The sequence below is a fragment of the Mesorhizobium sp. BR1-1-16 genome (assembly GCF_020165495.1).
Classification (GTDB): domain Bacteria; phylum Pseudomonadota; class Alphaproteobacteria; order Rhizobiales; family Kaistiaceae; genus Kaistia.
This window is the reverse complement of the sequence record NZ_JAIUIE010000001.1, coordinates 467,398-490,400: the sequence shown is the minus strand read 5'-3', so window position 1 is coordinate 490,400 and position 23,003 is coordinate 467,398. Positions and strand designations below refer to the sequence as shown.

The window sequence follows — 23,003 nt, the reverse complement described above, 5'->3', positions numbered from 1 at the left end:
GATCATGGATCAGTTGAGCACGTTCCGCCCGCTTGTCCTCACGATGGGCGAGCCGGCGGGGATCGGCCCGGACGTCACACTCGCCGCCTGGGCTGCCCGCTATGAACGCCACCTGCCGGTGTTCTATTGCCTGGCCGATCCGGACACGATGCGGCGCAGGGCCGAGCGGATTGGCATCAAAATTCCGATCGAGGTCGTGACGCCGGACGAGGCTGCGGCGGCCTTCGATCGTGCCCTCCCCGTTGTCCCCCTGGAAGCGCATTCCACCGCTGAGCCCGGCCTGCCGGAACGCGCCTCTGCACATGGGGTCATCGAGGCGATCGCGCGCGCCGTCGGCGACGTGCGTGCGGGCCTGGCCGCCGCCGTCGTCACCAACCCGATCAACAAGAAGGCGCTCGTCGACGCCGGATTCCAGCATCCTGGCCATACCGAATTCCTCGGCATGCTCTCGGCGGCGTGGAACGGCGTTCCGGCGCGCCCTGTGATGATGTTGGCGGGGCCCGGCCTTCGCGCTGTCCCCGCAACCATCCATGTGCCGATCTCGGCTGTGCCGGGGCTTCTCACGGAAAGCCTGCTGCTGGCCACTGGCCGGACCATCGATCGCGAAATGCGGCAGCGGTTTGGCATCGCGCGGCCGCGCATTGCCGTAGCCGGCCTCAATCCGCATGCCGGCGAAGGCGGCGTCATGGGCAGCGAGGACGCCGCGGTGATCGCGCCGGCCGTCGCCCGGTTGCAGGCCGAGGGGATCGACGCCTTCGGCCCTCTCGCACCCGACACCATGTTCCATGCCGAGGCGCGCGCGCGCTATGACGTCGCGCTGTGCATGTATCACGATCAGGCGCTGATCCCGACCAAGACGGTCGCCTTCTCCGAAACGGTCAATGTGACGCTCGGCCTGCCCTTCATCCGCACATCGCCGGACCACGGCACGGCCTTCGACATCGCCGGAACCGGCAAGGCCGACTTCTCCAGCCTCGCCGCGGCGTTGCGCCTTGCCGACGAACTCGCCCGCCACGAAGCCGATCATCTCGCCGGAAACACTGACAGCGCCAGGCTGTCGGCGTGACGGCTTTCGACGGCCTGCCGCCGCTGCGCGAGGTTATCGCCGCGCACCGCCTCAATGCGGTTCGCGCGCTTGGTCAGAACTTCCTGCTCGACCTCAACCTGACCGGCCGGATCGCCCGCGCCGCGGGGCCGCTGGAGGGCGTGACGGTGATCGAGGTCGGCCCCGGTCCGGGCGGGCTGACGCGGGCGCTGCTCGCCGAGGGCGCCGACAAGGTGATCGCGATCGAGCGTGACCGGCGCTGCATCGCCGCGCTGGAAGAGATCGCCGCGCATTATCCAGGGCGGCTTCAGGTCATCGAGGGTGATGCTCTGACAACCGACATGGCCTCGCTCGCCACGGGCCGGGTGCGCATCGTCGCAAACCTCCCCTACAATATCGCGACGCCGTTGCTGATCGGCTGGCTGAGGACGGACCCGTGGCCGCCCTTTTATGAGAACCTGACGCTGATGTTCCAGCGCGAGGTGGCCGAACGCATCGTCGCGACGCCTGATGACGACGCCTATGGCCGGCTCGGTGTCGTCTCGGGATGGCGGACCGAGGCGCATATCCTGTTCGATATCTCGCCGAAAGCGTTCACGCCGCCGCCGAAAGTCACATCCTCGGTCGTTCAGATGATTCCGCGCCCGGCACCGCTGCCCGCCGATATGGCGAAGCTTGAACGGGTCACCGCCGCAGCATTCGGCCAACGCCGGAAGATGCTGCGCCAGAGCCTGAAGAGCCTCGGCGTCGATCCGCTGCCGCTTCTGGCCACTGCCGGCATCCTGGAAACGGCCCGCGCCGAGGAAATCGACGTTGCCGGTTTCGTTCGGCTGACCAACGCGCTCGGGTAGCCATCCAGCGGCCTTATTCGGCCTCGCCCTCGATCAGGGCCGTTCCCGAGGTCGCTTCCCGCACGCCGACGAAGCGAAAACCAGTCGACTTCATCAACGATCGGTATTCAGCGACAGTGCGTTCGCGCCCGCCGACCACCGCCAACATGACGATGTCGAGCGCCTTGCCGGGATGGATTTGCGGTCCCTCGGGCAATGGCGTCTCGATCAGCGTCAATCGAGCGCCGGGCGCGGCCGCCGCGCGGATCGCTGCCAGAATTTGCAGCGCCGCTTCATCGCCCCAGTCATGGATGACCCGTCGCAGCACATAGAGGTTGGCAGCCGGAAGCGCATCGACAAAGAAATCGCCACCGACGGGGACGATTCGCGAATGGGCAGGGGCGCTGTTCACGACGTGAGCCTGGTCAAACAGGATACCCTGGCTCCGCGACGCCGCATCGAGCACCGCCCGCAGCAGTGATCCGTTGCCCCCGCCAATATCTGCGATCACCGGAAAAAGGCTGAAGTCGCCGGCTTCGACGACGGCCGCGAGGTCGCGGTGCGACCTGCTCTGCATCGCCGCGTCGAACATGGCCTGATCGGACGGGTGATCGGCGAGATAGGCGAAACTATCGACACCGAAGACATGGCTCATCCCGGTCTCGCCGGTCGCGAGCGTATGGCTCAGCGCGCCGAGGGACTCCCACTGCCATGTCGAACCGATCATGCAGGCATAGGCCCACATCGAGCCTGGCTCATCGGAACGCAGAAGCTCGGAGGCCTCGTTATTGGCATAGCCCGCAGGCGCTGCCGTGAAGATGCCCGACGAGACGAGATAACGCATGATCCGATCGAGCGCGTCCGCGTCGACCCCGGCCTTTGCGGCCAGCATCTCGACAGCATCGGCTCCCGCGCCGAGATGATCGGCAATGCGGGCCTCGGCTATGACATGGACGCAACGCGCCAGCCAATGCGCGGTGATCGCTGCGAGAATTTTATCCTCTGGCGCGCCCTGCATAGCATCCCCCCGGTGCGACATCGCGCGGATGCTAACTGCAGGCGCGCCGCCCGGCTATTCAGTCATTCGGCTGAACACCGCTACGTCATGTCTCCGACAGCAATCCAGCGACGAAGGTCTCCAGATACGTATCGCGGGCACGGCGCATGCGCTCCGCATAGAGAATGGCGCGTGCCTTCTCCAGCGAAGTCTGCAGGTCCTTGTTGATGATCACATAGTCGTAGTCCCGCCAATGCTCGATCTCGGAGCGCGCGTTGGCGAGGCGCTTGGCGATCACCTCGGGCGTATCCTCGGCGCGCCGCTCGAGCCGCGAGGCGAGTTCGCGCATGCTCGGTGGCAAAACGAAGATGCGCACCAGATCTTCCGGCATCGCGCGCGCCACCTGATCGGCGCCCTGCCAGTCGATATCGAACAGCACATCCTTACCCGAGGTCAGCGCCGCCTCGACGGGATCGCGCGGCGTGCCGTAACAGTTGCCGTGCACCTCGGCCCATTCGAGCAGTTCGCCGCGGTCGCGCATCAGGCCAAAGGCCTTCTGGTCGATGAAATGATAATGCACGCCCTCGATCTCGCTCGGGCGCCGGCCGCGGGTCGTCACCGAAACCGACAGGACGATGTCCTTGTCGCTTTCCATCAGATAGCGGGCGATGGTCGACTTGCCCGCACCCGAGGGCGAGGACAGCACCAGCATGAGGCCGCGGCGTGGGGGCTTTGCAAGATCCGACATCGGCGGCGTCTTCTTTCTATTCGAGGTTCTGGATCTGCTCGCGCAACTGATCGACGGTCGACTTCATGTCGAGTCCGATTGCCGTCAGCGAACGATCATTGGCCTTGGAGCAGAGCGTATTCGTTTCGCGGTTGAATTCCTGAGCGAGGAAATCGAGCTTGCGGCCGACGGCGCCGCCTTGCGACAGGAGGCTCTCAGCGGCAACGACATGGGCAGCGAGACGGTCGAGCTCTTCGCGGATATCGGCCCGCGTCGCCAAGAGCGCTGCCTCCTGATGCAGGCGGTCGGCGTCGAGATTGATCGAGGCGTCGAGCAGCGCGGCGACCTGGTCCTTGAGGCGGCGGCGAATGGCCTCCGGCGTCCGCGCCGGCGAATCCTCGGCCGCTTGGCGCAGCCGATCGATTTCGACCAGCCGCGTCCTCAGCACCGCGCCGATGGCGGCGCCCTCCCCGGCGCGCGCCTGCACGAGGTCTTCCAGCGCCCGATCGAAATCCGCAGTCAGCAGCCGCAAAAGCTCGGCCGCCTTATCGGGATCATCCTCGGCATCGACGGTTTCAAGGATGCCGCGAATGGCGAGGATGCCGTCGAGGCTCGCGGGTGCCGCATCGATGCGACCGCCGATCCGTGTGAGAAGGGCAAGCACCTGCTCGAGCAGCGGCTCGTTGACGCGAAGCTGGGTCGCACTCTCTTCCTTCTGCAGGCTCAATGAGACCTGAAGGTTGCCGCGTTGCAGCCGCGCCCCTATGCGCTCGCGCACGGGCTGTTCCAGTGCATCGACTCCGGGCGGCAGGCGGAGGCGGATATCAAGGCCCTTGCCGTTGACGCTCCGCAGCTCCCACGTCCAGCGATAGCCGAGACCAGCTCCGGCGGCCCGGGCAAAGCCGGTCATGCTCATCAGCGTCATGCGATTGTCCGATTGCTCCGCTCCGCGAGAGCGGCGACCATAATCGCAGCGGCCGGCAGCCTCAAGAGCGCCTGAAGCCGAGCCAGCAGCGCCGGCGCATCCACGGCGGCGCCGTCGTCCTCAGAGCTACGCGAATGCCGTCACGGCTGCGCCGGCTTGGCTTTCGGGGCCGGGCTCTTGGCTGCCGGCGCGTCCCCCGACGGGTCATCGACCGGCGCCTCGTCCTGGTCGCCTGGGCCCGCCCCCGCCGCGTCGGGCGCGGCAGCGTTTGCCTTCTGGTCCGCAATCACTTCCCGGTAGCGCGCGACGTTCTTGCGATGGTCGGCATAGGTCTCGGAAAAGGCATGCCCGCCGCTGCCGTCGGCAACGAAATAGAGATCTTTGGTGCGCGAAGGGTTGGCCGCAGCAGCAAGCGACGCGCGGCCCGGATTCGCGATCGGCCCTTTCGGCAGACCGGTAATCTTGTAGGTATTGTAGTCGTTCTCGGCCTCGAGATCGGCCTTGGTGATCGAAACGCCCGACGGCAGTCCGTCACCGCCATAAACGCCATAGATCACGGTCGGATCGGACTGCAGGCGCATCTTCTGCTTGAGCCGGTTGATGAACACGGCAGCGACGCGGCTGCGCTCGTCGGCGATGCCCGTTTCCTTCTCGACGATCGAGGCCAGCGTGACGAGGTCATCCGGGGAAGCGATCGGCAGATCCTTGTCGCGGCCGTTCCACACCGTGGTCACGACGCGATCGTGCTCGCGCATCATGCGGTCGATGATGTTCTGGCGGCTGTCGCCACGCGTGTAGCGGTAGGTATCGGGCAGCAGGCTGCCCTCAGCCGGAACGCTTTCCACGGCGCCGAGAAGCACGGGATCCGCGTCGAGCTTGTCGACGATCTGCTTGCTGGTCAGGCCTTCGGGGATGCTGATCGAATAAAGAATGCCCTTGCCGCTCACCATGGCGTTCATGATGTCGCGCATCGAGGCATGGGCGGGAATGAGATATTCGCCAGCCTTCAGCGCCTCTTGCTGCGCGGAGGCCCGCACGCCGACGATGAAGATCCATTTCGACGAGATCAGGCCACGGTCGTGCAACTGCTCGGCGATGTCGGAAAGCCCGGTGCCGCGCTCGATCATGACGGTGCGTGGCTGATCAAAATGGCTGCGCTCTTCGAAACGCATCTTGCCGAAGAAGAACAGACCCGCCGCACCGAGCACGCTGACGACGATGATCGTCATCGCGAAATTCATGATGAGCACGATCGGATGGCGCGCCTGCTGCGATCGCGGCGGCGGCCCGGGCACCCGTTCGGGACGAAGGGCGTCGCTCGGGCTCCTGGGATTGATGCGGCTCGAACCGAACCCCTTCGAACGACGGCCGGAAGCCTCGGTCGCCTTGTCATCGCCTGCGCCGGACGGCTCGGTATCGCTCATCACACCCCTTGATCCGCTTTCCGGCCGCGCGATCCGAGATCCACGGCTCGCGCGACTTTAGGGAGGATTATGGCGAAAGCGCGGGCGGAGCCGACCGGCCGCCGCTCAGGCGTCATGCCGACGGAAGACCAGCGACGCATTCGTGCCGCCGAAGCCGAACGAATTCGACAGTGCGACATCGATCTTGCGCTTGCGCGCCACCTTCGGAACCAGATCGATCGCTGTCTCGACGGAGGGATTGTCGAGATTGATCGTCGGCGGCGCGATATTGTCCCGAATGGCGAGCAGCGAAAAGATCGCCTCAACGGCTCCCGCTGCGCCGAGCAGATGGCCAGTCGCCGACTTGGTCGAGGACATCGATACGGTCGAAGCGGCATTGCCGAGCACGCGCTCCACCGCCGCGAGCTCGATTCCGTCCGCCATGGTCGACGTGCCATGCGCGTTGACATAATCGATATCCGCCGGCGTCAGTCCGGCACGCTTCAGTGCCGCCTGGACGCAGCGATAGGCGCCGTCGCCGTCCGGCGCCGGAGCGGTGATGTGATAGGCATCGCCCGAAAGGCCATAGCCGATGATCTCGCCATAGATCTTGGCGCCGCGGGCAAGCGCATGCTCGCGCTCCTCCAGAACGACGACGCCGGCGCCCTCGCCCATGACGAAACCGTCACGGTCGCGGTCATAGGGGCGCGAAGCCTGTTCGGGGCGGTCGTTGAAGCCGGTCGAAAGCGCCTTGCAGGCCGCGAAGCCCGCCAGTGCGATCCGCGAAACCGGGCTCTCGGTGCCGCCGGCGATCATCACGTCGGCATCATCGAGCGCGATGAGCCGCGCCGCGTCGCCGATCGCATGCGCGCCGGTCGAGCACGCCGTAACAACGGCATGGTTGGGGCCCTTGAAGCCGAACCGGATCGAGATCTGGCCGGAGGCCAGATTGATCAGGCGGCCGGTGATGAAGAACGGGCTGATCCGACGGGGACCGCGATCGCGCAGCACATGGCCCGCTTCGACGATTCCTTCGAGACCGCCGATGCCCGAACCGACCATGACGCCGGTACGGATCTGATCCTCATAGGCGGTTGGCTGCCAACCCGAATCAGTGACGGCCTGCTCGGCGGCTGCGAGCGCGAAGGCGATGAACTCATCGACCTTGCGCTGCTCCTTCGGCTCCATCCAGTCGTCGGGATTGTACTTGCCTTCGTCCCGCGATCCGCGGGGGATCTCACAGGCGATCTGGCAGGGCAGATCATCGGTCTCGAATTTCGAAACCCGACCCGCGCCACTCTTGCCGGCCAGCAGATTCGACCAGGTAACGTCGACGCCGCAACCGAGCGGCGAGACCATACCCATCCCGGTGACGACGACACGTCTCATACGCTTCTCCCGAGCCGGACCCTTCCGGGTCCGGTCGTTCGTTTCTTGTTTATCGGGGACGAGGACGCCAATCAGCCGGCGTTCTTCTCCAGGAAGTTGACCGCGTCACCAACCGTCAGGATGGTCTCGGCCGCATCGTCGGGAATCTCGACGCCGAATTCTTCCTCGAACGCCATGACGAGCTCGACGGTGTCGAGGCTGTCCGCGCCGAGGTCATCGATGAAGCTCGCGCCCTCGGTCACCTTGTCGGCGTCGACGCCGAGGTGTTCGATCACGATCTTCTTAACCCGGTCAGCGATATCGCTCATTTCTCAAAACCTCGACTGTTTCGTGTCACTTTTACTCAGCGCGATTTCTCGCACGCAGAAACCTGGCCGGAAAGCCCGTTCCCGGAAAACGCACCGCGATATCGTCCTGAGGATCCGTCCCCCTGAAGGTAGAGAGCCTCTTCTGCCCGCGATCGTCAATCCACCGCATCCCCGTCGCGCAAACGCGGCGGGGAACCCGTGTATTCTTCGGCGGTCCTAACATAGTTTCAGAACCTTGACCAGCGGCGCCAAGGCCGCTGAAATCGCTTTGGAAGGTTCTTGAGCGAACGCCGATTCGCTTTTTAGATCATAGCCATACCGCCATTGACGTGCAGCGTCTGGCCAGTGACATAAGCCGCCTCGGCCGAAGCAAGATAGACGACTGCGGCGGCGATGTCCTCGCCGCTGCCAAGACGCTTTGCTGGCACGCGTTCGAGCAGCGAGGCCTTGATCTTGTCATTCAGCACATCGGTCATCGCTGTCTCGATGAATCCCGGCGCGACACAATTGACCGTAATGTTTCGGCCGGCAACTTCCTGCGCGAGAGACTTCGACATCGCGATCAGGCCGGCCTTCGACGCTGTATAATTGCCCTGCCCGGCATTCCCCGTCACGGCGACGATCGACGTTATATTGATGATGCGGCCCGAACGCTGGCGCATCATGCCGCGCAAAGCGGCGCGCGTCAGACGGAACGGCGCCGTCAGGTTGACGTCGAGCACATCGCTCCAGGCCTCGTCGGAGAGACGCGCGAACAGCATGTCACGGGTGATGCCGGCATTGTTTACCAGCACGTCGAGCCCGCCGAGCTTCTCCTCGGCGGCCGGGACCAGTGTCTCGACATCCTCGGCGCTGGAGAGATTGCAGGTCTGGATGAAGACGCGATCACCGAGTTCAGCCGCCAGCGCGTCGAGCGCTTCGCGCCTTGTGCCGGAGATCACGACGCTCGCGCCCTGACCATGCAGGGCGACCGCGATCGCGCGGCCGATGCCGCCGCTCGCGCCCGTTACGAGGGCGCGCTTGCCGGTCAAGTCGAACATCGCGGAACTCCTTTGTCGATCGGGTGATGCGGCGCGCTCAGCCGAGCAGCGCCATCGCGGCCGGAACGTCGTCGGGCAGACCGACCGACTGGGTTCGGACCGCGGGTGCGATTCGCTTGGCAAGTCCGGACAGCACTTTGCCGGCGCCGACTTCGAGGAGAAGATCGACACCCTGGCCATCCAGCCAGATGACAGTCTCGCGCCATCGGACCATGCCGGTGACTTGCTCGACGAGCCGGCTGCGGATTGCGTCCGGATCGCTGATCGGCGCGGCCAGCACATTGGCGACGAGCGGCACGACCGGCGGGGCGATGAGCACCTCGGAAAGGGCCTCCCGCATCGCGTCGGCGGCCGGCTGCATCAGAGCGCAGTGGAAAGGCGCACTCACCGGCAGCAGCAGCGCGCGTTTGGCGCCCTTGGCCTTGGCGATCTCGATCGCGCGCTCGATCGCGGCACGCGAGCCCGAAATCACCACCTGGCCGGGACCATTGTCGTTGGCAGCCTCACAGACATCGCCTTCGGCAGCTTCCGCCGCTACGGCGACGGCGGTCTCGAAATCGAGGCCGAGCAGCGCCGCCATGGCGCCCTCGCCGACCGGAACCGCCGCCTGCATGGCGGCGCCGCGAATGCGCAGCAGGCGCGCCGCCTCGGCGATCGAGAGGCTGCCCGCCGCCGCAAGCGCGGAATATTCGCCGAGCGAGTGCCCGGCCACGAAGGCCGCCATCTTTCCGACGTCGAGCCCGTTCGCCTCCAGCGCGCGAAGTGCGGCGAGGCTGACGGCCATCAACGCCGGCTGCGCATTGGCCGTCAGTGTCAACGTCTCGATCGGGCCTTCGAAGATGATGGCCGAGAGATTTTCGCCAAGCGCGTCGTCGACTTCCGCGAAGACGGCGCGGGCCTCGGGATAGGCTTCGGCGAGGGCCTTGCCCATGCCGACCGCCTGGCTTCCCTGGCCTGGAAACGTCAGAGCTGTCGTCAAGAATTCCGCTCCCGGTCTGCCCTTCGCGAGCCGGCGGCCCGCAGCATATCGGCGGCGGCTAATCGCGCCTTCGTGAGGCGAAGTCAAGCCCGGGCGCCGCCGCTACGCACGAAAGCGGCCGTTCCGTCGGCCTCCCAAAAATGTGATAGTATGGCTGACTTATTAAATTTCGTTCATCTGGCTTACGAACGCTTGCGCACCACAATTGGGGCTTCAAATCCATAATGTCTCACGACGTTTCAGCCGGCGCACCAGCGGGTGGCATTGCTGCAAATGGCGGGTGAGGACAGGACGATGATGGAGACCGTCATGAGAAAGATCGCATTCGTTCTTCCCCTGGTCATGGTGATGGGTTCTGCGGGCGCCGCGCTCGCGGTGGATGTGGACGCGGGCACCGTGAGGACCCTCGACAACGCTTCGGGGTCGGTGACGCTGATCGACGGACGCACGTTCAAGGTCAGCAATCCCAGCCTTTTGATGGGCCTCATCCCCGGCGAGAAGGTCGTCGTCACCGTCAATGATGACCAGACTGTCGGCCTGTCCGAGGACAGTTCGCAGTGGGACGGCAGCGGCCAGCTCGCCGGCCATTGATGCGAGGGGGGCTACTCGCTTGAAGGGGTCGGCATCGCGCCGGCCCCTTTCGTTTTGGTCGGCACCGCCTTTGGATGATCATAGCGCGCTGTATCGCCCGGATGCTCAATGAAGCAGGCGCCTGAGGTCTCGGGACGTCCGGCAGCCATCAGATCACTGACGGTGACGAATTCATAACCGCGCGCCCGCAACTGCGGGATAATCGTCGCCAGCGCTTCGGCTGTATGGCGGCCGCGCCCATTGGCATGCATCACGATGATCGAGCCCGGCTTAACCTCGCCGAGCACGCCGCGCGCCATCGGCGCCGCCGCGACGCCGGACGGATCGCCGGAAACGACATCCCACTGGATCGGCACCAGCCCGGCGGCCCGGACCGCCGCAGGCCCTTCGGCGCCACAGGCGCCATAGGGAAAGCGGAACAGACGGGTCTTGGGCGGCAGGCCCGCCGCGGGGCAGGTCTTTGCGAGGCGGGCGGAGAGACCGCCAATGACCGCTTCCGTGCGCGCAATCTCGAGATCGATCCGTGCAGCGTCGGCATGAGCAAGGTCGGCATGATCGTAAGTGTGGTCGCCGACTTCGAACAGCGGATCGGCGAGAAGCTGCATCGCCCGTTCTTCATGGCTTTGCGCCCAGCGCCCACCCATGAAGAAGGTGGCCGGAACCTTCAGAGCGCGCAGGCGGTCGACGATCGCGCCGTCATAGCCCGCAACCTCGCCTGAACCCTCGCAGAGATCGAATGTCAGCGCGACAAGCTTGCGGCGGTCCCGGGGCACGACACGACGGACAACGCCCGATCCGGGCGATGCCACACTCGCATTCGGAGGCGATGCCTGCGGCACACTCACCTGATCCGACGGACCCGGCCTGTGCTTCGCCACTTCATCGGGGCGTCCGGCCAGCGCCGCGGCCGACCAGCAGGCCGCCGGCGGATCGGCGCGCGCGACACCGGCCAAGGCCATGGTCACGACAACGCAAGCGAGAACGAGCGTGGGCTTCAGTTGGGTCATGATGGCATCCGTCCGCATGAACAGCGGACGGTCACCCACACCGCCTTCCGGGCGGAAGCATGGCAAGGCCGCGGGCGCGCGGCCCGCGCGACGAAACGCCCCTAGTTTCGCTTCGGCTCGACATTGGGCAGGAATGCCGTCAGCAATCCGATCACCGGCAGAAATGCGCAGACCTGGAACACGAAGGTGATCGAGGTCATGTCAGCCAGTTGTCCAAGCGCGGCCGCGCCGATGCCGCCCATGCCGAAGGCAAAGCCGAAGAACAGGCCGGACACCAGGCCAACCTTTCCGGGGATCAGCTCCTGCGCATAGACGATGATCGCGGAGAAGGCCGAGGACAGGACGAGGCCGATGATCACCGAAAGCGCAACCGTCCATGCGAGATTCGCATGCGGGAGCGCCAGTGTGAACGGCAGCACGCCTAGGATCGAGAACCAGATGACGAATTTGCGGCCGAACCGGTCGCCGATCGGCCCGCCGGCGATGGTCCCGACCGCGACCGCGCCGAGGAAGACGAACAGCAGCAGCTGCGAATCGCGCACCGAAACGTGGAACGTGTCGATCAGATAGAACGTGTAGTAGCTCGACAGCGCCGCCATGTAGAAGAACTTGGAGAAGATCAGCAGCGCGAGGATGATGATTGAGCGCGTGATGACGGCGCGCGGCAGCATCACATGCGTCGACTTCGCCTGCTTGCGGCCGATACCGGCACGGTGCTGCGCCCGATACCAGAAGCCGACCCGCGACAGGATGATGATGCCGGCCAGTGCGGCGAGCGCGAACCAGGCCACGGCGCCCTGCCCGCGCGGCAGAACGATGAAGGCGGCGAGCAGCGGGCCGATGGCCGAGCCGAAATTGCCACCGACCTGGAAGAGCGACTGAGCGAGACCATGGCGGCCGCCGGAGGCCATGCGGGCGACGCGGGACGATTCGGGATGGAAGATCGACGACCCCAAGCCGATCAGTGCGACCGAGATCAGGATGACGGAATAATGTCCAGCCGTCGCCAGCAACAGCAGCCCGAGCAACGTGCAGCCCATGCCCACCGGCAGGGAGAACGGCATCGGCTTCTTGTCAGTATAGATGCCAACGACCGGCTGCAGGATCGAGGCTGTGCACTGGAACACAAGCTGGATGATGCCGATCTGGCCGAAATCGAGCGAAAACTCTGTCTTCAGAATCGGATAGATCGCGGAGATCACGGATTGCATGAGGTCGTTCAGCAGATGCGACATGCTGATCGCGACCAGGATGCCAAAGGCGGTCCGGCCGACAACATCACGGCCCGCTGCGGCGGGCATGGCAGCAACCCTCTCAGTCACGATATAGTCCTCGGTTGAAGCGTCGATCGGCGGGAGCGTGCGGCCCGAATGCGGGGCGCCGCCAGCGATCTGCTTGAAGGTGAGGCACTATGCCGATGGATCAGGCGAAAGAAAAGCGGCGTTCTGCTGATGAACGCATCACGAATTTCGATGGGTGACCTTATGATCACACCATCCTCCCGAAAGCCGCCGAGCCGTTCGGTCCATTGCATCTGACTTTGGGCCATGGAGCGAGGCATGGCGTATCTGGCGGCAAGGCTTGCCTTCCCGGGCCTTTGGATGTATGCACCGCCCGTCGTTATGACACCCGGCCGGGGGTTGAACGGAAGGCGGCGCTTGCCGCAGGGATCAAAGGATCCCGTCTTCCCGTGTCTCCGCTCTCGAAGTTGTACCGCTTGCCTTCCCTCGAAGGCTTCGGTGAGGCTTGGCGCCGGGAATTGAAAGGGAAAGGGCAATCATGCCGCTTTACGAACACGTATTTCTGTCCCGGCAGGACGTGTCGGCGCAGCAGGTCGAGACGCTGACCGAGACGTTCAAGGGCATCCTCGAAGCCAATGGCGGCTCCGTCGCCAAGATTGAGCAGTGGGGCCTGAAGTCGGTTGCGTTCCGCATCCGCAAGAACCGCAAGGCTCACTACACGCTGCTCAATATCGACGCGCCGGCAGCTGCCGTTGCCGAGCTCGAGCGTCAGCAGCGCATCAACGAGGACGTCCTTCGCGTTCTCACCATCCGCGTCGACGCGCTTGAGGAAGGTCAGTCGGCCATGCTTCAGAAGCGCGACCGCGACGATCGTGACGGCGACCGCGGCGGTCGCTTCGGTGATCGTGGCGACCGGCCGCGCAGCTTCGGCGGCGGCGGTGGCGGCGGTTTCCGTGGCGATCGTGAAGGCGGTGGAGGCGGCGGCGGTGGCTTCCGCGGCGAGCGCCGTCCCCGCAGCGAAGAAACCGAAGGTGGAGCTGAATAATGTCTGATTTCGGTGGTTCCAGCGCTTCCACGACCTCTACCAGCAGCGGCGGTGGTCGTCGCCCGTTCTTCCGTCGCCGGAAGACGTGCCCCTTCTCCGGCCCCAACGCGCCGAAGATTGACTACAAGGACGTCCGCCTTCTGCAGCGCTACATTTCCGAGCGCGGCAAGATCGTTCCGTCCCGCATCACGGCCGTTTCGGCCAAGAAGCAGCGCGAGCTCGCCCAGGCGATCAAGCGCGCGCGCTTCCTCGGCCTGCTGCCCTACGTGATCAAGTAGGACGCCTGCCGGCCTTGAGCCGGCGCGAACAAGGCCTTCCGGCATTGCCGGGAGGCCATCCTGTCTCCGGGACGACGTGTTCGTATCCGTGAGGCGAGACCTGGTTGGGGCCGGCGCATTCCGCGACCTGCCTCTAACCGCTCCGACGAGCGGGACAGCGAAAGCACGATGACGCGAAACATCCTCATTGGCCTCGGCGCCGGCCTCGCTGCCGCGCTCCTGTTTGCCAGCGTCATCAGCGGCACCGCGCTGGCCTTGCCGCTTTTCCTGCTCTCCCCCCTCCCCGTCGCCATAGCCGGCATCGGTTTCGGCACGCTTTCGGGCGCAACGGCCGCCCTCGTGGCCGCCGCGATTATTGCCGCTGCCTTCAATCCGCTTGCCGGACTGCTGCATCTGCTCGTCTTCGGCGCGCCGATCGCCTGGGCGGCTCATCTCGTCGGCCTGTCGCGGCCGCATGACAGTGCGCCGGAGGCTGTCGAGTGGTTTCCGCTCGGCATGGTGCTCGCCCGCCTGGCGCTCGCGACTGCCGCCGGCATCATCGCTGCCGGCGTCATGCTCGGCTTCGATCCGGCAACGCTGGTGACGCAGACCGTCAAGGCATTCGAGGCGTGGCTCGCCGCCGGCGGCGCCAGTTCCGACGCGCCGACGACCGAGCAGTTGACGCCGATCGTCAGCTTCTCCGTCGCGCTGATGCCGGCCACCGCTGGCTGCTTCGCGCTCGGCGCTGCGGTGCTCAATCTCTGGCTCGGCGGCCATATTGCGCGCATGTCCGGATTGCTGCGGCGCGGCTGGACACCGATGTGGACGGTCGTGCCGCCCGCTTTTCTTGTGCCGGCGCTCGGCGTCGCGCTTGTCGGCTGCATTCTTCCTGGCGGTGCCGGCCATATCGCCGCCGCCTTCGCCGGGGCGCTCGGCTTTGCCTTCGCGCTTGCCGGATATGGCGCGATGCACGCGCTCCTCCGAGGCAAGCCGGGGCGATTCGCGATGCTGTTCCTCGTCTACGCGGCGAGCTTCGTCTTCATGCTGCCGATCGTGATGATGGCCGTGCTGGGCGTTGCCGACACCGTTCTCAATCTCCGTTTCCGCCGGTCCGCCGGCGGGACGGGTGCTTCCACATAACTTTGAAATCATTGAACAAGGAGAACTGAACATGGACGTCATTCTGCTGGAACGCGTCGCAAAGCTCGGCCAGATGGGCGAGATCGTGCACGTCAAGAACGGCTTTGCCCGCAACTTCCTGCTGCCGCAGGGCAAGGCGCTCCGCGCGACCGAAGCCAACAAGAAGACCTTCGAGGGCCAGAAGGCCCACCTCGAGGCGCGCAATCTCGAGCGCAAGAAGGAAGCCGACGTTGTCGCCGAGAAGCTGAACGGCCAGTCGTTCATCGTCGTGCGCCAGGCCGGCGAAACCGGCCAGCTTTATGGTTCGGTGTCGAGCCGCGACATTGCCGATCTCGTCACCGAGGCGGGTTTCTCCGTCGCCCGCAACCAGGTCGTGCTCGAGCATCCGATCAAGACGATCGGCCTGCACCAGATCGCCATCGCGCTGCATCCGGAAGTCGAATCAACCGTCACGATCAACGTCGCCCGCAGCGCCGACGAGGCCGATCGGCAGGCCCGTGGTGAAGATTTGACCGTCCGCGAGCAGTTCGAACTCGAGCCGCTCGAGGACGAGGAAGAGCTCGAGGTCGCTCTCGACGAGGACGCCGAAGAGGTCTGAGGGTCCGCAGAACCCAAAGGACGCCTTACTTTTTGAAGGGGCGCGCTGCATCAGCAGCGCGCCCCTTTTGCATTCTCTGGAACGACTTTCAGCCTGCTCAGCTAGCCGCTTGAAATCGTGGCAAAATCGGGGCTAACATCTACCCGACGCCAAGATAGTGCGCCGCCTCACAGCCGAAGCCTCTCCCGCACAGCCGGGATCATCCGAAAGGGCAGCGGGTCTTCACCATGAATCGGTTGCTCACCAACTATATGTCGAGCGTGCTCAAGAAGGGCTCGCTCGAAATCATCGACGCCAAGGGTCGGCTGCATCGCTTCGGCGATGGCAGCGGCGATACGGTTCGTGTCCGCTTCACATCGAAAGCGGCCGAGCGCGGCGTCATGCTCAATCCCGAGCTGAAGCTCGGGGAAGCATTCATGGACGGGGGATTTGTGATCGAGAAGGGCTCGATCTACGAATTCCTCGCCGTCGTGCTGCAGAATATCGGCGGCACGGGCCGATCCTGGTGGATGCGCGCGATCTATCGCGTGCGGGTCTGGACGCGGCGGTTCCGCCAGTGGAACACGCCGTTCCGCGCCCGGCAGAATGTCGCACACCACTACGATCTCGATGGCCGGCTCTATTCGCTGTTCCTCGATAGCGATCAGCAATATTCCTGCGCCTATTTCGAGACGGCCGATGCGTCGCTCGAGGAAGCGCAAGTCGCCAAGAAACGGCATCTGGCGTCCAAGCTCGCGCTGCAGTCCGGACAGAAGGTGCTCGATATCGGCTCAGGCTGGGGCGGACTCGGGCTCTATCTCGCCGATCACGCGGATATCGACGTCACCGGCGTGACGCTATCGGAAGAACAGCACAAGGTTTCGAACGCCCGCGCAGGCGAGAAGGGTGTCGCCGACCGCACGCGCTTCCTGCTCAAGGACTATCGCCATCTGACGAGCCGCTTCGACCGCATCATCTCGGTCGGAATGTTCGAGCATGTCGGCGTCGGACATTATCGGGAATTCTTCGAGAAGACGCGCGACCTGCTGGCCGATGATGGCGTCATGGTGCTGCATGCGATCGGCCGGTTCGACCTGCCGGGCGAGACCAACTCCTGGATCCACAAATACATCTTCCCGGGCGGCTATATCCCGTCGCTGTCCGAGGTGATCCCGGAGATCGAGCGCGCCGGCCTGAAGATCACCGATATCGAGATCCTGCGACTTCATTATGCGGAGACGCTGCGCGAATGGCGCGAGCGCTTCATGGCCCGGCGTGACGATGCCCTGAAGCTCTATGACGAAGTGTTCTGCCGGATGTGGGAATTCTATCTCGCAGCGTCAGAAACGGCCTTCCGCTACCAGGACATGATGATCTTCCAGATCCAGCTTGTCCGCGATCAGCACGCTCTGCCGCTGACGCGCGACTATATCTGGCATGCGGAAGAGGCGCTGCGTCACCGCGACCACGCCGGACAGCGCCCCTCGCTGAAGATCGCCGGCGAATAGCCGGCGGTTCTTCTCCTCAGGCGACAAGACCTGCGATCGGGCGCACGCCGATGCTGCCGGGAAAGATCGTCGCCGCCAGCACGGGCTCGGCGATGCCGAGGTGATCGCGCAGCACGCCCTTCAGCACCGCCCGCAGATCCATCGTCGGGGCAAGGTCGCGCTGCTGGTAGAGCTTGTCCGGCGCAAGGCCCGGCCAATCGGCGAGCACACGCCCGCCCTTGACGGCGCCGCCGACCAGGAAGGCAGTCGTCGCCGTGCCGTGATCGGTGCCGTCGGTGCCGTTGACATGCACGGTGCGGCCGAATTCCGTCATGACCGCGACCACGGTATCGGCCCAGGCCGGGCCGAGTTCCGCCTTCAAGGCGTCGAGGGCTCCATCGAGGGCGCCGAGGCGGCGTCCGAGCTGGCCATTTTCAGGCCCTTCGCTCGCATGGGTGTCCCAGCCGTCGAAACTGATCGCGGCGATGCGCGGCCCGTCCGGCTCTGCCAGCAAGCGCCCGGCACCGACCGCGATGCGGCGGAAGCTTGCGCCGATATCGCCACCTTTCACCGCTGTTCCGCCAGCCGCCATGCGGTCGATGGTGCGGCCGGCGCTGAAAACCCCGGCGAGTTCCGGATCGGCGTGATCGTACAGACCGGCGAGGCGGTCGGCAGTGTCCATGCCGACAGGCATCAATCCGTCCGGCATCCAGGTGAAGACCGGCGCACCGCCGCGCAGCACCAACGGCACGGTCGGGCTGACCGCAAGCCCACTTGCCGGCCGCACCGCCTCGCCCCGCGGCAGCGCCGCGACGGCGCGGTTGAGCCAGCCGTCGCGGCTGGCGCCCGGCTGCGTCAGGCCGCTTTCCAGCACATCCTGTCCGTCGAAATGCGAGCGGTCGCGATAAGGTGTCGCGACCGCATGGACGATCAGCGCTTCGCCTGAGCCATAGAGCTGCTTCAGCTTCGGCATGGCGTCGTTCAGAGCGAAGAAGCCGTCGAGCGGAACAGTGCCGGCGATGCCGGGACTGCCAATTGCGATGTCGCCACGCAGTTTGGCATAATCGGGATCGCCGACGGGCGGCACGGCAGCGAGCCCGTCCATAGCCCCCCGCAGGATGACGACGACGAAGCGCGGATCGCGCGTGCCGGCAAAGGCGGCGCGGGGCATATGCGCCCAAGCGACGAAAGCCCCCGCCGAGGCGAGGAACAGGCGGCGGGTTGGCGCCAGGGAACGGGTCGAACTGGGATTGCGGTCGCTCATGGCTACCTCCAAAGGAATTCGGGGCTCATCACGACGAGAGCCAGCGCCTGGCGTTCTGATTCGGCGCGGGCAACGGCCTGGCGCGTATCCGCCGAAGCGGACGGCCCGAGTACAGCCGCGACGAGATCGGCCGGCGGCAGGTTGACCTTCGCCTTCTGCGCAAACTGATCGGCCACATCGAGCCGGCTGGTCATCGCGTCAGGCGCGAGCCAGGTCGCCTTGTCATCATGAAAACCTTCAGGCGAGATCGGCGCCCAGATCGGCTGTCCCAGCACGTTCAAGGTGCGAATCAGCATCGGCGCATCGATCGAGGCGTCGAGCGCCCGCATGGCTGCGATCGTGAATTGCTGCGGGGTCGCGAACTTGCGCGTCGGCGCCCAGGCTTCGTCGGATTTCAGCAGCGTCTCGGTGACGGCCTTGAGATTGCCGTGCGTCGCCGTGAAGGTCGCGGCAAGACGGTCGACCAACGGCTTCGGCGGATCATCAGCGACGAAGTGTCGAGCTAGCTTGAACGCAAGGTGCTTGGCCGTTGCCGGGCTTGCAGCCAGATCATGCAGGACGGCGAGGCCTTGCCCCTCGTTTCCTACGGCATAGACGACATCCTCGCGGTAGGTCCGGCCCATGACGCGTTTGTCGCCCGGTTCGTGCAGGCCGGGATTGAAGGCAAAATCTCCGGCGCTGGGCCGGGCCCGGTCGCGCACAAAGGTCCACCCGGTCAGGACTTCGGCCAGCGACGTCACGTCGGCCTGCGAGTAGCCTCCGCCAACGCCCACTGTGTGAAGCTCCATCAACTCGCGGGCGTGGTTCTCGTTGAGGCCAAGGCCGCGCTTCCTGCCGACCGGCGAATCGGGACCGACCGAACCGGCATTGTCGAGCGAGAGCAGCATCGCCGGATGACGCGTCGCGGCGAGCAGCATGTCCTCGAAGCGCCCGAGCACGAAGGGCCGGATCGCCTCGCGCTCGAAGCTGCCGGCAAGGCCGCGCACCATCTCGTCCTTGTCGCTCTGGACGGCAAAGTGATTGGCCCAGAACTGGACCAGCCGCTCGGTGATGCCGATCCCCGCACTGTCAGCTGCGGCGATGCGGCGGCTGATCTCGTCGACATAGATCTGCCTGGCGACGTTTGGGGCCGGCTTTGCATCCTTGGGCTTTGCAACCGCTCCCGCGGCATCCGCCATGCCGTTCGGACCCGCGGGCCCTGCCATCGATGCCCGCTCGGCATCACGCTTCATCTTGCGGGCTTCCTGATCGGCGCGAATGGCGACGAAGACGTCGGTCGCATCGGGGCTCGCCTCCGGGCCGAGATTGTCCGGCGGGGGCATCGCAAGCTCGGCCAGGAGCGCGCCGCGCGGATCATCGGCGATGCGCGCGGCATCGCCCGGCCTCGGTCCGAGCCCAAATCGCTTCAGCGCGAAGATCGCTTGTTCCAGTGTCATCGGCTGCCTCATCGGGTGAAAGCTGCCCAGTCCCGGTGACGTAACGCATGCTGACCGGGCCTCCCTACGCGCGGGGGCCCGAGAAAAAACGCAAAGACTGTTATCCCCGCTACGCTCCACAGATGGCGGTGTCACGATTCGGACACGCGCAAGAAGCATTGCGAAGCCATCAGACATGCTGTTGATTGCGGGATGTCCTGCGTCAGGCGCGATGATTCGTGCGCCACCGCGTTGCATTCGCCACTCCCCCGGCTCCTATGGACTCTACGGGATTGAGAGCGAGGACGATGAACCTTCCAGCACGAGCTTTGCCGCAGCAGGCCGCGGATTTTTATCGCCAGCCGCCGCACAATATCGAGGCCGAGCAGGCTCTCCTCGGTGCGATCCTCGTCAACAACGAGGCGTTCTATCGCGTCTCCGACTTTCTTGAGCCGGTTCATCTCTACGAGCCGATCCACCGCCAGATCTACGAAGTCGCGTCGAGCATCATCCGCGCCAACAAGGTGGCGACGCCGGTCACGCTGAAGACGTTCCTGCCGGCCGAGCTTGCCATCGGCGACATGAACCTCGCGCAATATCTGGCGCGCCTCGCCGCCGAGGCGACGACGATCATCAATGCCGAGGATTACGGCCGCGCGATCTATGATCTCGCGCTGCGCCGCTCGCTGATCGGCATTGGCGAGGATGTCGTCAACATCGCCTATGACGCGCCGATAGACATGCCGCCGCGCGCGCAGATCGAGGATGCCGAGCGCCGGCTGTTCGCGCTGGCCGAGACCGGGCGCTATGACGGAGGCTTCCACTCCTTCGAAGAGGCGCTGAAGAACGCCATCGACATGGCCAGCGCCGCCTATCAGCGCGATGGCCATCTTTCCGGCATCGCAACCGGCCTTGACGATCTCGACAAGCAGATGGGCGGTCTCCAGCCTTCCGATCTGATCGTGCTTGCCGGCCGTCCCGCCATGGGCAAGACCTCGCTCGCCACCAACATCGCCTACAACATCGCCAAGGCCTATCGCGGCGAGTTGCAGCCGGACGGCGCGATGAAGACGGTGAATGGCGGCATTGTCGGCTTCTTCTCGCTCGAAATGTCGGGCGAGCAATTGGCGACGCGCGTCATCGCCGAGCAATCGGGCGTTTCGTCCTCGCATATCCGCCGCGGCTCGATCGACGAGCGGCAGTTCGCCCGCGTCGTCGCGGCGGCACGCGAGATGGCGCGCATCCCGCTCTATATCGACCAGACCGGCGGCATCTCGATCGCCCAGCTCACCGCGCGCGCGCGGCGGCTGAAGCGCCAGCGCGGGCTCGACCTTCTGGTCATCGACTACCTGCAGCTCCTCTCGGGCTCCGGCAAGCGCAGCGACAACCGCGTGCAGGAAATCACCGAGATCACCACGGGCCTCAAGGCGCTGGCCAAGGAACTGGCCGTACCGATCCTCGCGCTGTCGCAGCTGTCGCGTCAGGTCGAATCGCGCGACGACAAGCGGCCGCAGCTCTCCGATCTTCGCGAATCCGGCTCGATCGAGCAGGACGCCGACGTGGTGATGTTCGTCTATCGCGACGAGTATTACCTGAAGAGCAAGATGCCGAAGGAAGGCAGCGAGGAATTCTTCAAGTGGCAGGCCGAGATGGAGCAGGTCGCCGGCGTCGCCGAAGTCATCGTCGGCAAGCAGCGCCACGGCCCGACCGGCACGGTGCAGCTGCAGTTCGAAGCCGAGGTGACGCGCTTCTCCAATCTCGTCCGCCGCGACCAGCTGCCAGAGGCCTATGACTGATCCCGGCAGCCGGTCGCGATCCGGGCTGGTGGCCGCCGCTTTGCTGGCTTAAGCAGGCGCGATCGACATTCGCCAGCGAGAGTTCGACATCCCATGGTCGCTCTGCCCGTCCTGACCGACGCCTTCATCCCGGAACTGCCGAACCGCTATAGCGGCAAGGTTCGCGAGAATTACGATCTCGCGGACGGCCGGCGCATCATCATCGCGACCGATCGCCTGAGCGCTTTCGACAGGATTCTGACCGCCATCCCCTACAAGGGTCAGGTGCTGACACAGACGGCGCGCCACTGGTTCGAGGAGACAGCCGATATCTGCCCGAACCATGTCCTGGCCTATCCCGATCCGAATGTGGTGATCGGCACGCGGCTCGACATATTGCCGGTCGAGATGGTCGTGCGCGGTTATCTCGCCGGCACGACCAGCACGTCGGTGCTGACCAAATACAAGCGCGGCGAGCGCAACATGTACGGCCTCAGTCTGCCTGACGGGCTGCGCGATAACGAACGCCTGCCTCAGCCGATTCTGACGCCGACCAGCAAGGCCTTCGACGGCGGCCATGACGAGCCCCTCTCCGGCGCGGACATCCTGGCCCAGAAGCTGTTGACGCCCGAGCAGTGGGACACAGTCTCGCGCTATGCGCTGGCGCTGTTCGCACGTGGCCAGCAGCGCGCCGCCAAACGCGGCCTCATCCTCGTCGACACCAAATATGAGTTCGGCGTCGACCGCGATGGCCGCGTCGTTCTCGCCGACGAAATCCACACCGCCGACAGCAGCCGATACTGGCTGGCCGACCGCTATCAAGCCGCCTTCGAGGCTGGCGAAAGGCCGCCGAGCTTCGACAAGGATTTCATCCGCGCATGGGTCGCGGCGCGCTGCGATCCCTACAAGGATCCGATCCCCGAAATTCCGGCCGAACTCGTCGCGCAGACGTCCAAAGTCTATATCCAGGCCTTCGAGACGATCACGGGCCTGACTTTCGAACCCGACCTTTCGGGTCGGCCGATCCTCGACCGCATCCGGTCGAATCTCGCGCCCTATTTTTCCTGACGGGCCTCGATCGTCTCAGCCCTTCGGCTGCAGGAGGTCCCAAGTGTTGCCATAGAGATCCTCGAACACCGCGACGGTCGCGTAGGCCTCGTGGCGCGGCTCTTCGCGAAAGGTGACGCCGGCGGCGAGAAAAGCCGCGTGATCGCGAGCGAAGTCATCGGTCTCGAGGAAGAAGCCAACGCGGCCGCCGGTCTGGTCGCCGACCCGCGCCGCCTGAGCCTCGCCTTCGGCCTTGGCGAGCAGCAGCCGTGCACCCCCGCCAGCCGGCGCCACCAGCACCCAGCGCTTGCCGCCGCCGAGCGGCGTATCGGCCACCAGAGCGAAGCCGAGCTTCTCCGTGTACCAGGCGATCGCCGGGTCATAATCGTCGACGACGAGCGTGACGGTCGCGATGCTCATGCTGGTCATGTCAAAACTCCTGCGGATGGCCGGGTGAAAATCACCGGCGGACGATGGGTCCGCAATAATCTCGCCGCGAATTCCCGTGTAAAGT

At 65.2% G+C, this 23,003-nt stretch carries 23 protein-coding genes; 10 read left to right on the top strand and 13 right to left on the bottom strand.

The features are described from left to right. The first annotated feature begins 4 nt into the window (after nucleotides 1-4). Complete coding sequence (pdxA, locus tag LB518_RS02435) at nucleotides 5-1,066, top strand: 4-hydroxythreonine-4-phosphate dehydrogenase PdxA (protein WP_224572610.1); 1,062 nt, start codon at nucleotides 5-7, stop codon at nucleotides 1,064-1,066. Continuing rightward, complete coding sequence (gene rsmA, locus LB518_RS02430; RefSeq protein ID WP_224572598.1) at nucleotides 1,063-1,896, top strand: 16S rRNA (adenine(1518)-N(6)/adenine(1519)-N(6))-dimethyltransferase RsmA; 834 nt, start codon at nucleotides 1,063-1,065, stop codon at nucleotides 1,894-1,896. The genes pdxA and rsmA overlap by 4 nt, the downstream gene beginning before the upstream one ends. 13 nt (nucleotides 1,897-1,909) lie before the next feature. On the opposite strand, the gene LB518_RS02425 is transcribed toward rsmA, so the two are convergent. From LB518_RS02425 to fabD, 8 genes are all read right to left on the bottom strand, one after another. Then, nucleotides 1,910-2,893: a methyltransferase gene (locus LB518_RS02425; protein WP_224572597.1), complete on the bottom strand. Its 984-nt coding sequence runs from the start codon at nucleotides 2,891-2,893 to the stop codon at nucleotides 1,910-1,912. Nucleotides 2,894-2,978: 85 nt separating this feature from the next. Then, nucleotides 2,979-3,620: a guanylate kinase gene (gene gmk, locus LB518_RS02420; RefSeq protein ID WP_224572595.1), complete on the bottom strand. Its 642-nt coding sequence runs from the start codon at nucleotides 3,618-3,620 to the stop codon at nucleotides 2,979-2,981. Between the two features lie 16 nt (nucleotides 3,621-3,636). After that, a complete protein-coding gene (locus LB518_RS02415) occupies nucleotides 3,637-4,524 on the bottom strand; it encodes a YicC/YloC family endoribonuclease (protein WP_224572593.1) in 888 nt (295 codons plus the stop codon). A gap of 140 nt (nucleotides 4,525-4,664) precedes the next feature. Then, entirely contained in the window at nucleotides 4,665-5,948 is a 1,284-nt protein-coding gene (gene mltG, locus LB518_RS02410) for an endolytic transglycosylase MltG (RefSeq protein ID WP_224572591.1), read from the bottom strand. 105 nt (nucleotides 5,949-6,053) lie between these two features. Next, nucleotides 6,054-7,316, bottom strand: a complete 1,263-nt coding sequence (fabF, locus tag LB518_RS02405) for a beta-ketoacyl-ACP synthase II (RefSeq protein ID WP_224572589.1) — start codon at nucleotides 7,314-7,316, stop codon at nucleotides 6,054-6,056. A gap of 71 nt (nucleotides 7,317-7,387) precedes the next feature. Beyond that, nucleotides 7,388-7,624, bottom strand: a complete 237-nt coding sequence (locus LB518_RS02400) for an acyl carrier protein (protein WP_224572587.1) — start codon at nucleotides 7,622-7,624, stop codon at nucleotides 7,388-7,390. A gap of 302 nt (nucleotides 7,625-7,926) precedes the next feature. Continuing rightward, entirely contained in the window at nucleotides 7,927-8,664 is a 738-nt protein-coding gene (gene fabG / locus LB518_RS02395; RefSeq protein WP_224572586.1) for a 3-oxoacyl-[acyl-carrier-protein] reductase, read from the bottom strand. A 37-nt stretch (nucleotides 8,665-8,701) separates the two neighbouring features. Further along, entirely contained in the window at nucleotides 8,702-9,643 is a 942-nt protein-coding gene (fabD, locus tag LB518_RS02390) for an ACP S-malonyltransferase (RefSeq protein WP_224572584.1), read from the bottom strand. Between the two features lie 294 nt (nucleotides 9,644-9,937). On the opposite strand from fabD, the gene LB518_RS02385 reads away from it, so the two are divergent. After that, entirely contained in the window at nucleotides 9,938-10,234 is a 297-nt protein-coding gene (locus LB518_RS02385; protein ID WP_224572582.1) for a DUF1344 domain-containing protein, read from the top strand. An 11-nt stretch (nucleotides 10,235-10,245) separates the two neighbouring features. On the opposite strand, the gene LB518_RS02380 is transcribed toward LB518_RS02385, so the two are convergent. Together LB518_RS02380 and LB518_RS02375 are read right to left on the bottom strand one after the other, a co-directional pair. Next, nucleotides 10,246-11,241, bottom strand: coding sequence for a polysaccharide deacetylase family protein (locus LB518_RS02380; RefSeq protein WP_224572580.1), 996 nt, complete (start codon nucleotides 11,239-11,241; stop codon nucleotides 10,246-10,248). A gap of 101 nt (nucleotides 11,242-11,342) precedes the next feature. After that, complete coding sequence (locus tag LB518_RS02375; protein ID WP_224574254.1) at nucleotides 11,343-12,542, bottom strand: MFS transporter; 1,200 nt, start codon at nucleotides 12,540-12,542, stop codon at nucleotides 11,343-11,345. 478 nt (nucleotides 12,543-13,020) lie between these two features. Between LB518_RS02375 and rpsF the strand changes: the two genes are divergently transcribed. The 5 genes from rpsF (at nucleotide 13,021) to LB518_RS02350 (ending at nucleotide 17,009) form a co-directional block, all read left to right on the top strand. Next, nucleotides 13,021-13,527, top strand: a complete 507-nt coding sequence (gene rpsF / locus LB518_RS02370; protein ID WP_224572579.1) for a 30S ribosomal protein S6 — start codon at nucleotides 13,021-13,023, stop codon at nucleotides 13,525-13,527. Continuing rightward, nucleotides 13,527-13,805 (top strand): 30S ribosomal protein S18, encoded by a 279-nt coding sequence (rpsR, locus tag LB518_RS02365; protein ID WP_224572570.1) that lies wholly within the window; start codon nucleotides 13,527-13,529, stop codon nucleotides 13,803-13,805. The genes rpsF and rpsR overlap by 1 nt, the downstream gene beginning before the upstream one ends. Nucleotides 13,806-13,973: 168 nt before the next feature. Then, complete coding sequence (locus LB518_RS02360; RefSeq protein ID WP_224572569.1) at nucleotides 13,974-14,924, top strand: DUF2232 domain-containing protein; 951 nt, start codon at nucleotides 13,974-13,976, stop codon at nucleotides 14,922-14,924. A 31-nt stretch (nucleotides 14,925-14,955) separates the two neighbouring features. Further along, the gene (gene rplI, locus LB518_RS02355) at nucleotides 14,956-15,522 is read left to right on the top strand and encodes a 50S ribosomal protein L9 (RefSeq protein WP_224572566.1); all 567 of its coding nucleotides are present in this window, start codon (nucleotides 14,956-14,958) and stop codon (nucleotides 15,520-15,522) included. Between the two features lie 227 nt (nucleotides 15,523-15,749). Beyond that, a complete protein-coding gene (locus LB518_RS02350; RefSeq protein ID WP_224572564.1) occupies nucleotides 15,750-17,009 on the top strand; it encodes a cyclopropane fatty acid synthase in 1,260 nt (419 codons plus the stop codon). A gap of 16 nt (nucleotides 17,010-17,025) precedes the next feature. On the opposite strand, the gene LB518_RS02345 is transcribed toward LB518_RS02350, so the two are convergent. Together LB518_RS02345 and LB518_RS02340 are read right to left on the bottom strand one after the other, a co-directional pair. Further along, on the bottom strand, nucleotides 17,026-18,252 hold the full coding sequence (locus LB518_RS02345; protein ID WP_224572562.1) for a DUF1501 domain-containing protein: 1,227 nt from the start codon (nucleotides 18,250-18,252) through the stop codon (nucleotides 17,026-17,028). Nucleotides 18,253-18,254: 2 nt separating this feature from the next. Next, nucleotides 18,255-19,688, bottom strand: coding sequence for a DUF1800 domain-containing protein (locus LB518_RS02340; RefSeq protein ID WP_224572560.1), 1,434 nt, complete (start codon nucleotides 19,686-19,688; stop codon nucleotides 18,255-18,257). A gap of 287 nt (nucleotides 19,689-19,975) precedes the next feature. On the opposite strand from LB518_RS02340, the gene LB518_RS02335 reads away from it, so the two are divergent. Together LB518_RS02335 and LB518_RS02330 are read left to right on the top strand one after the other, a co-directional pair. Continuing rightward, nucleotides 19,976-21,463: a replicative DNA helicase gene (locus tag LB518_RS02335; RefSeq protein WP_224572558.1), complete on the top strand. Its 1,488-nt coding sequence runs from the start codon at nucleotides 19,976-19,978 to the stop codon at nucleotides 21,461-21,463. A 102-nt stretch (nucleotides 21,464-21,565) separates the two neighbouring features. After that, the gene (locus LB518_RS02330; protein ID WP_502845786.1) at nucleotides 21,566-22,510 is read left to right on the top strand and encodes a phosphoribosylaminoimidazolesuccinocarboxamide synthase; all 945 of its coding nucleotides are present in this window, start codon (nucleotides 21,566-21,568) and stop codon (nucleotides 22,508-22,510) included. 15 nt (nucleotides 22,511-22,525) lie between these two features. On the opposite strand, the gene LB518_RS02325 is transcribed toward LB518_RS02330, so the two are convergent. Further along, nucleotides 22,526-22,918 (bottom strand): VOC family protein, encoded by a 393-nt coding sequence (locus LB518_RS02325; RefSeq protein ID WP_224572554.1) that lies wholly within the window; start codon nucleotides 22,916-22,918, stop codon nucleotides 22,526-22,528. Nucleotides 22,919-23,003: the final 85 nt, after the last annotated feature.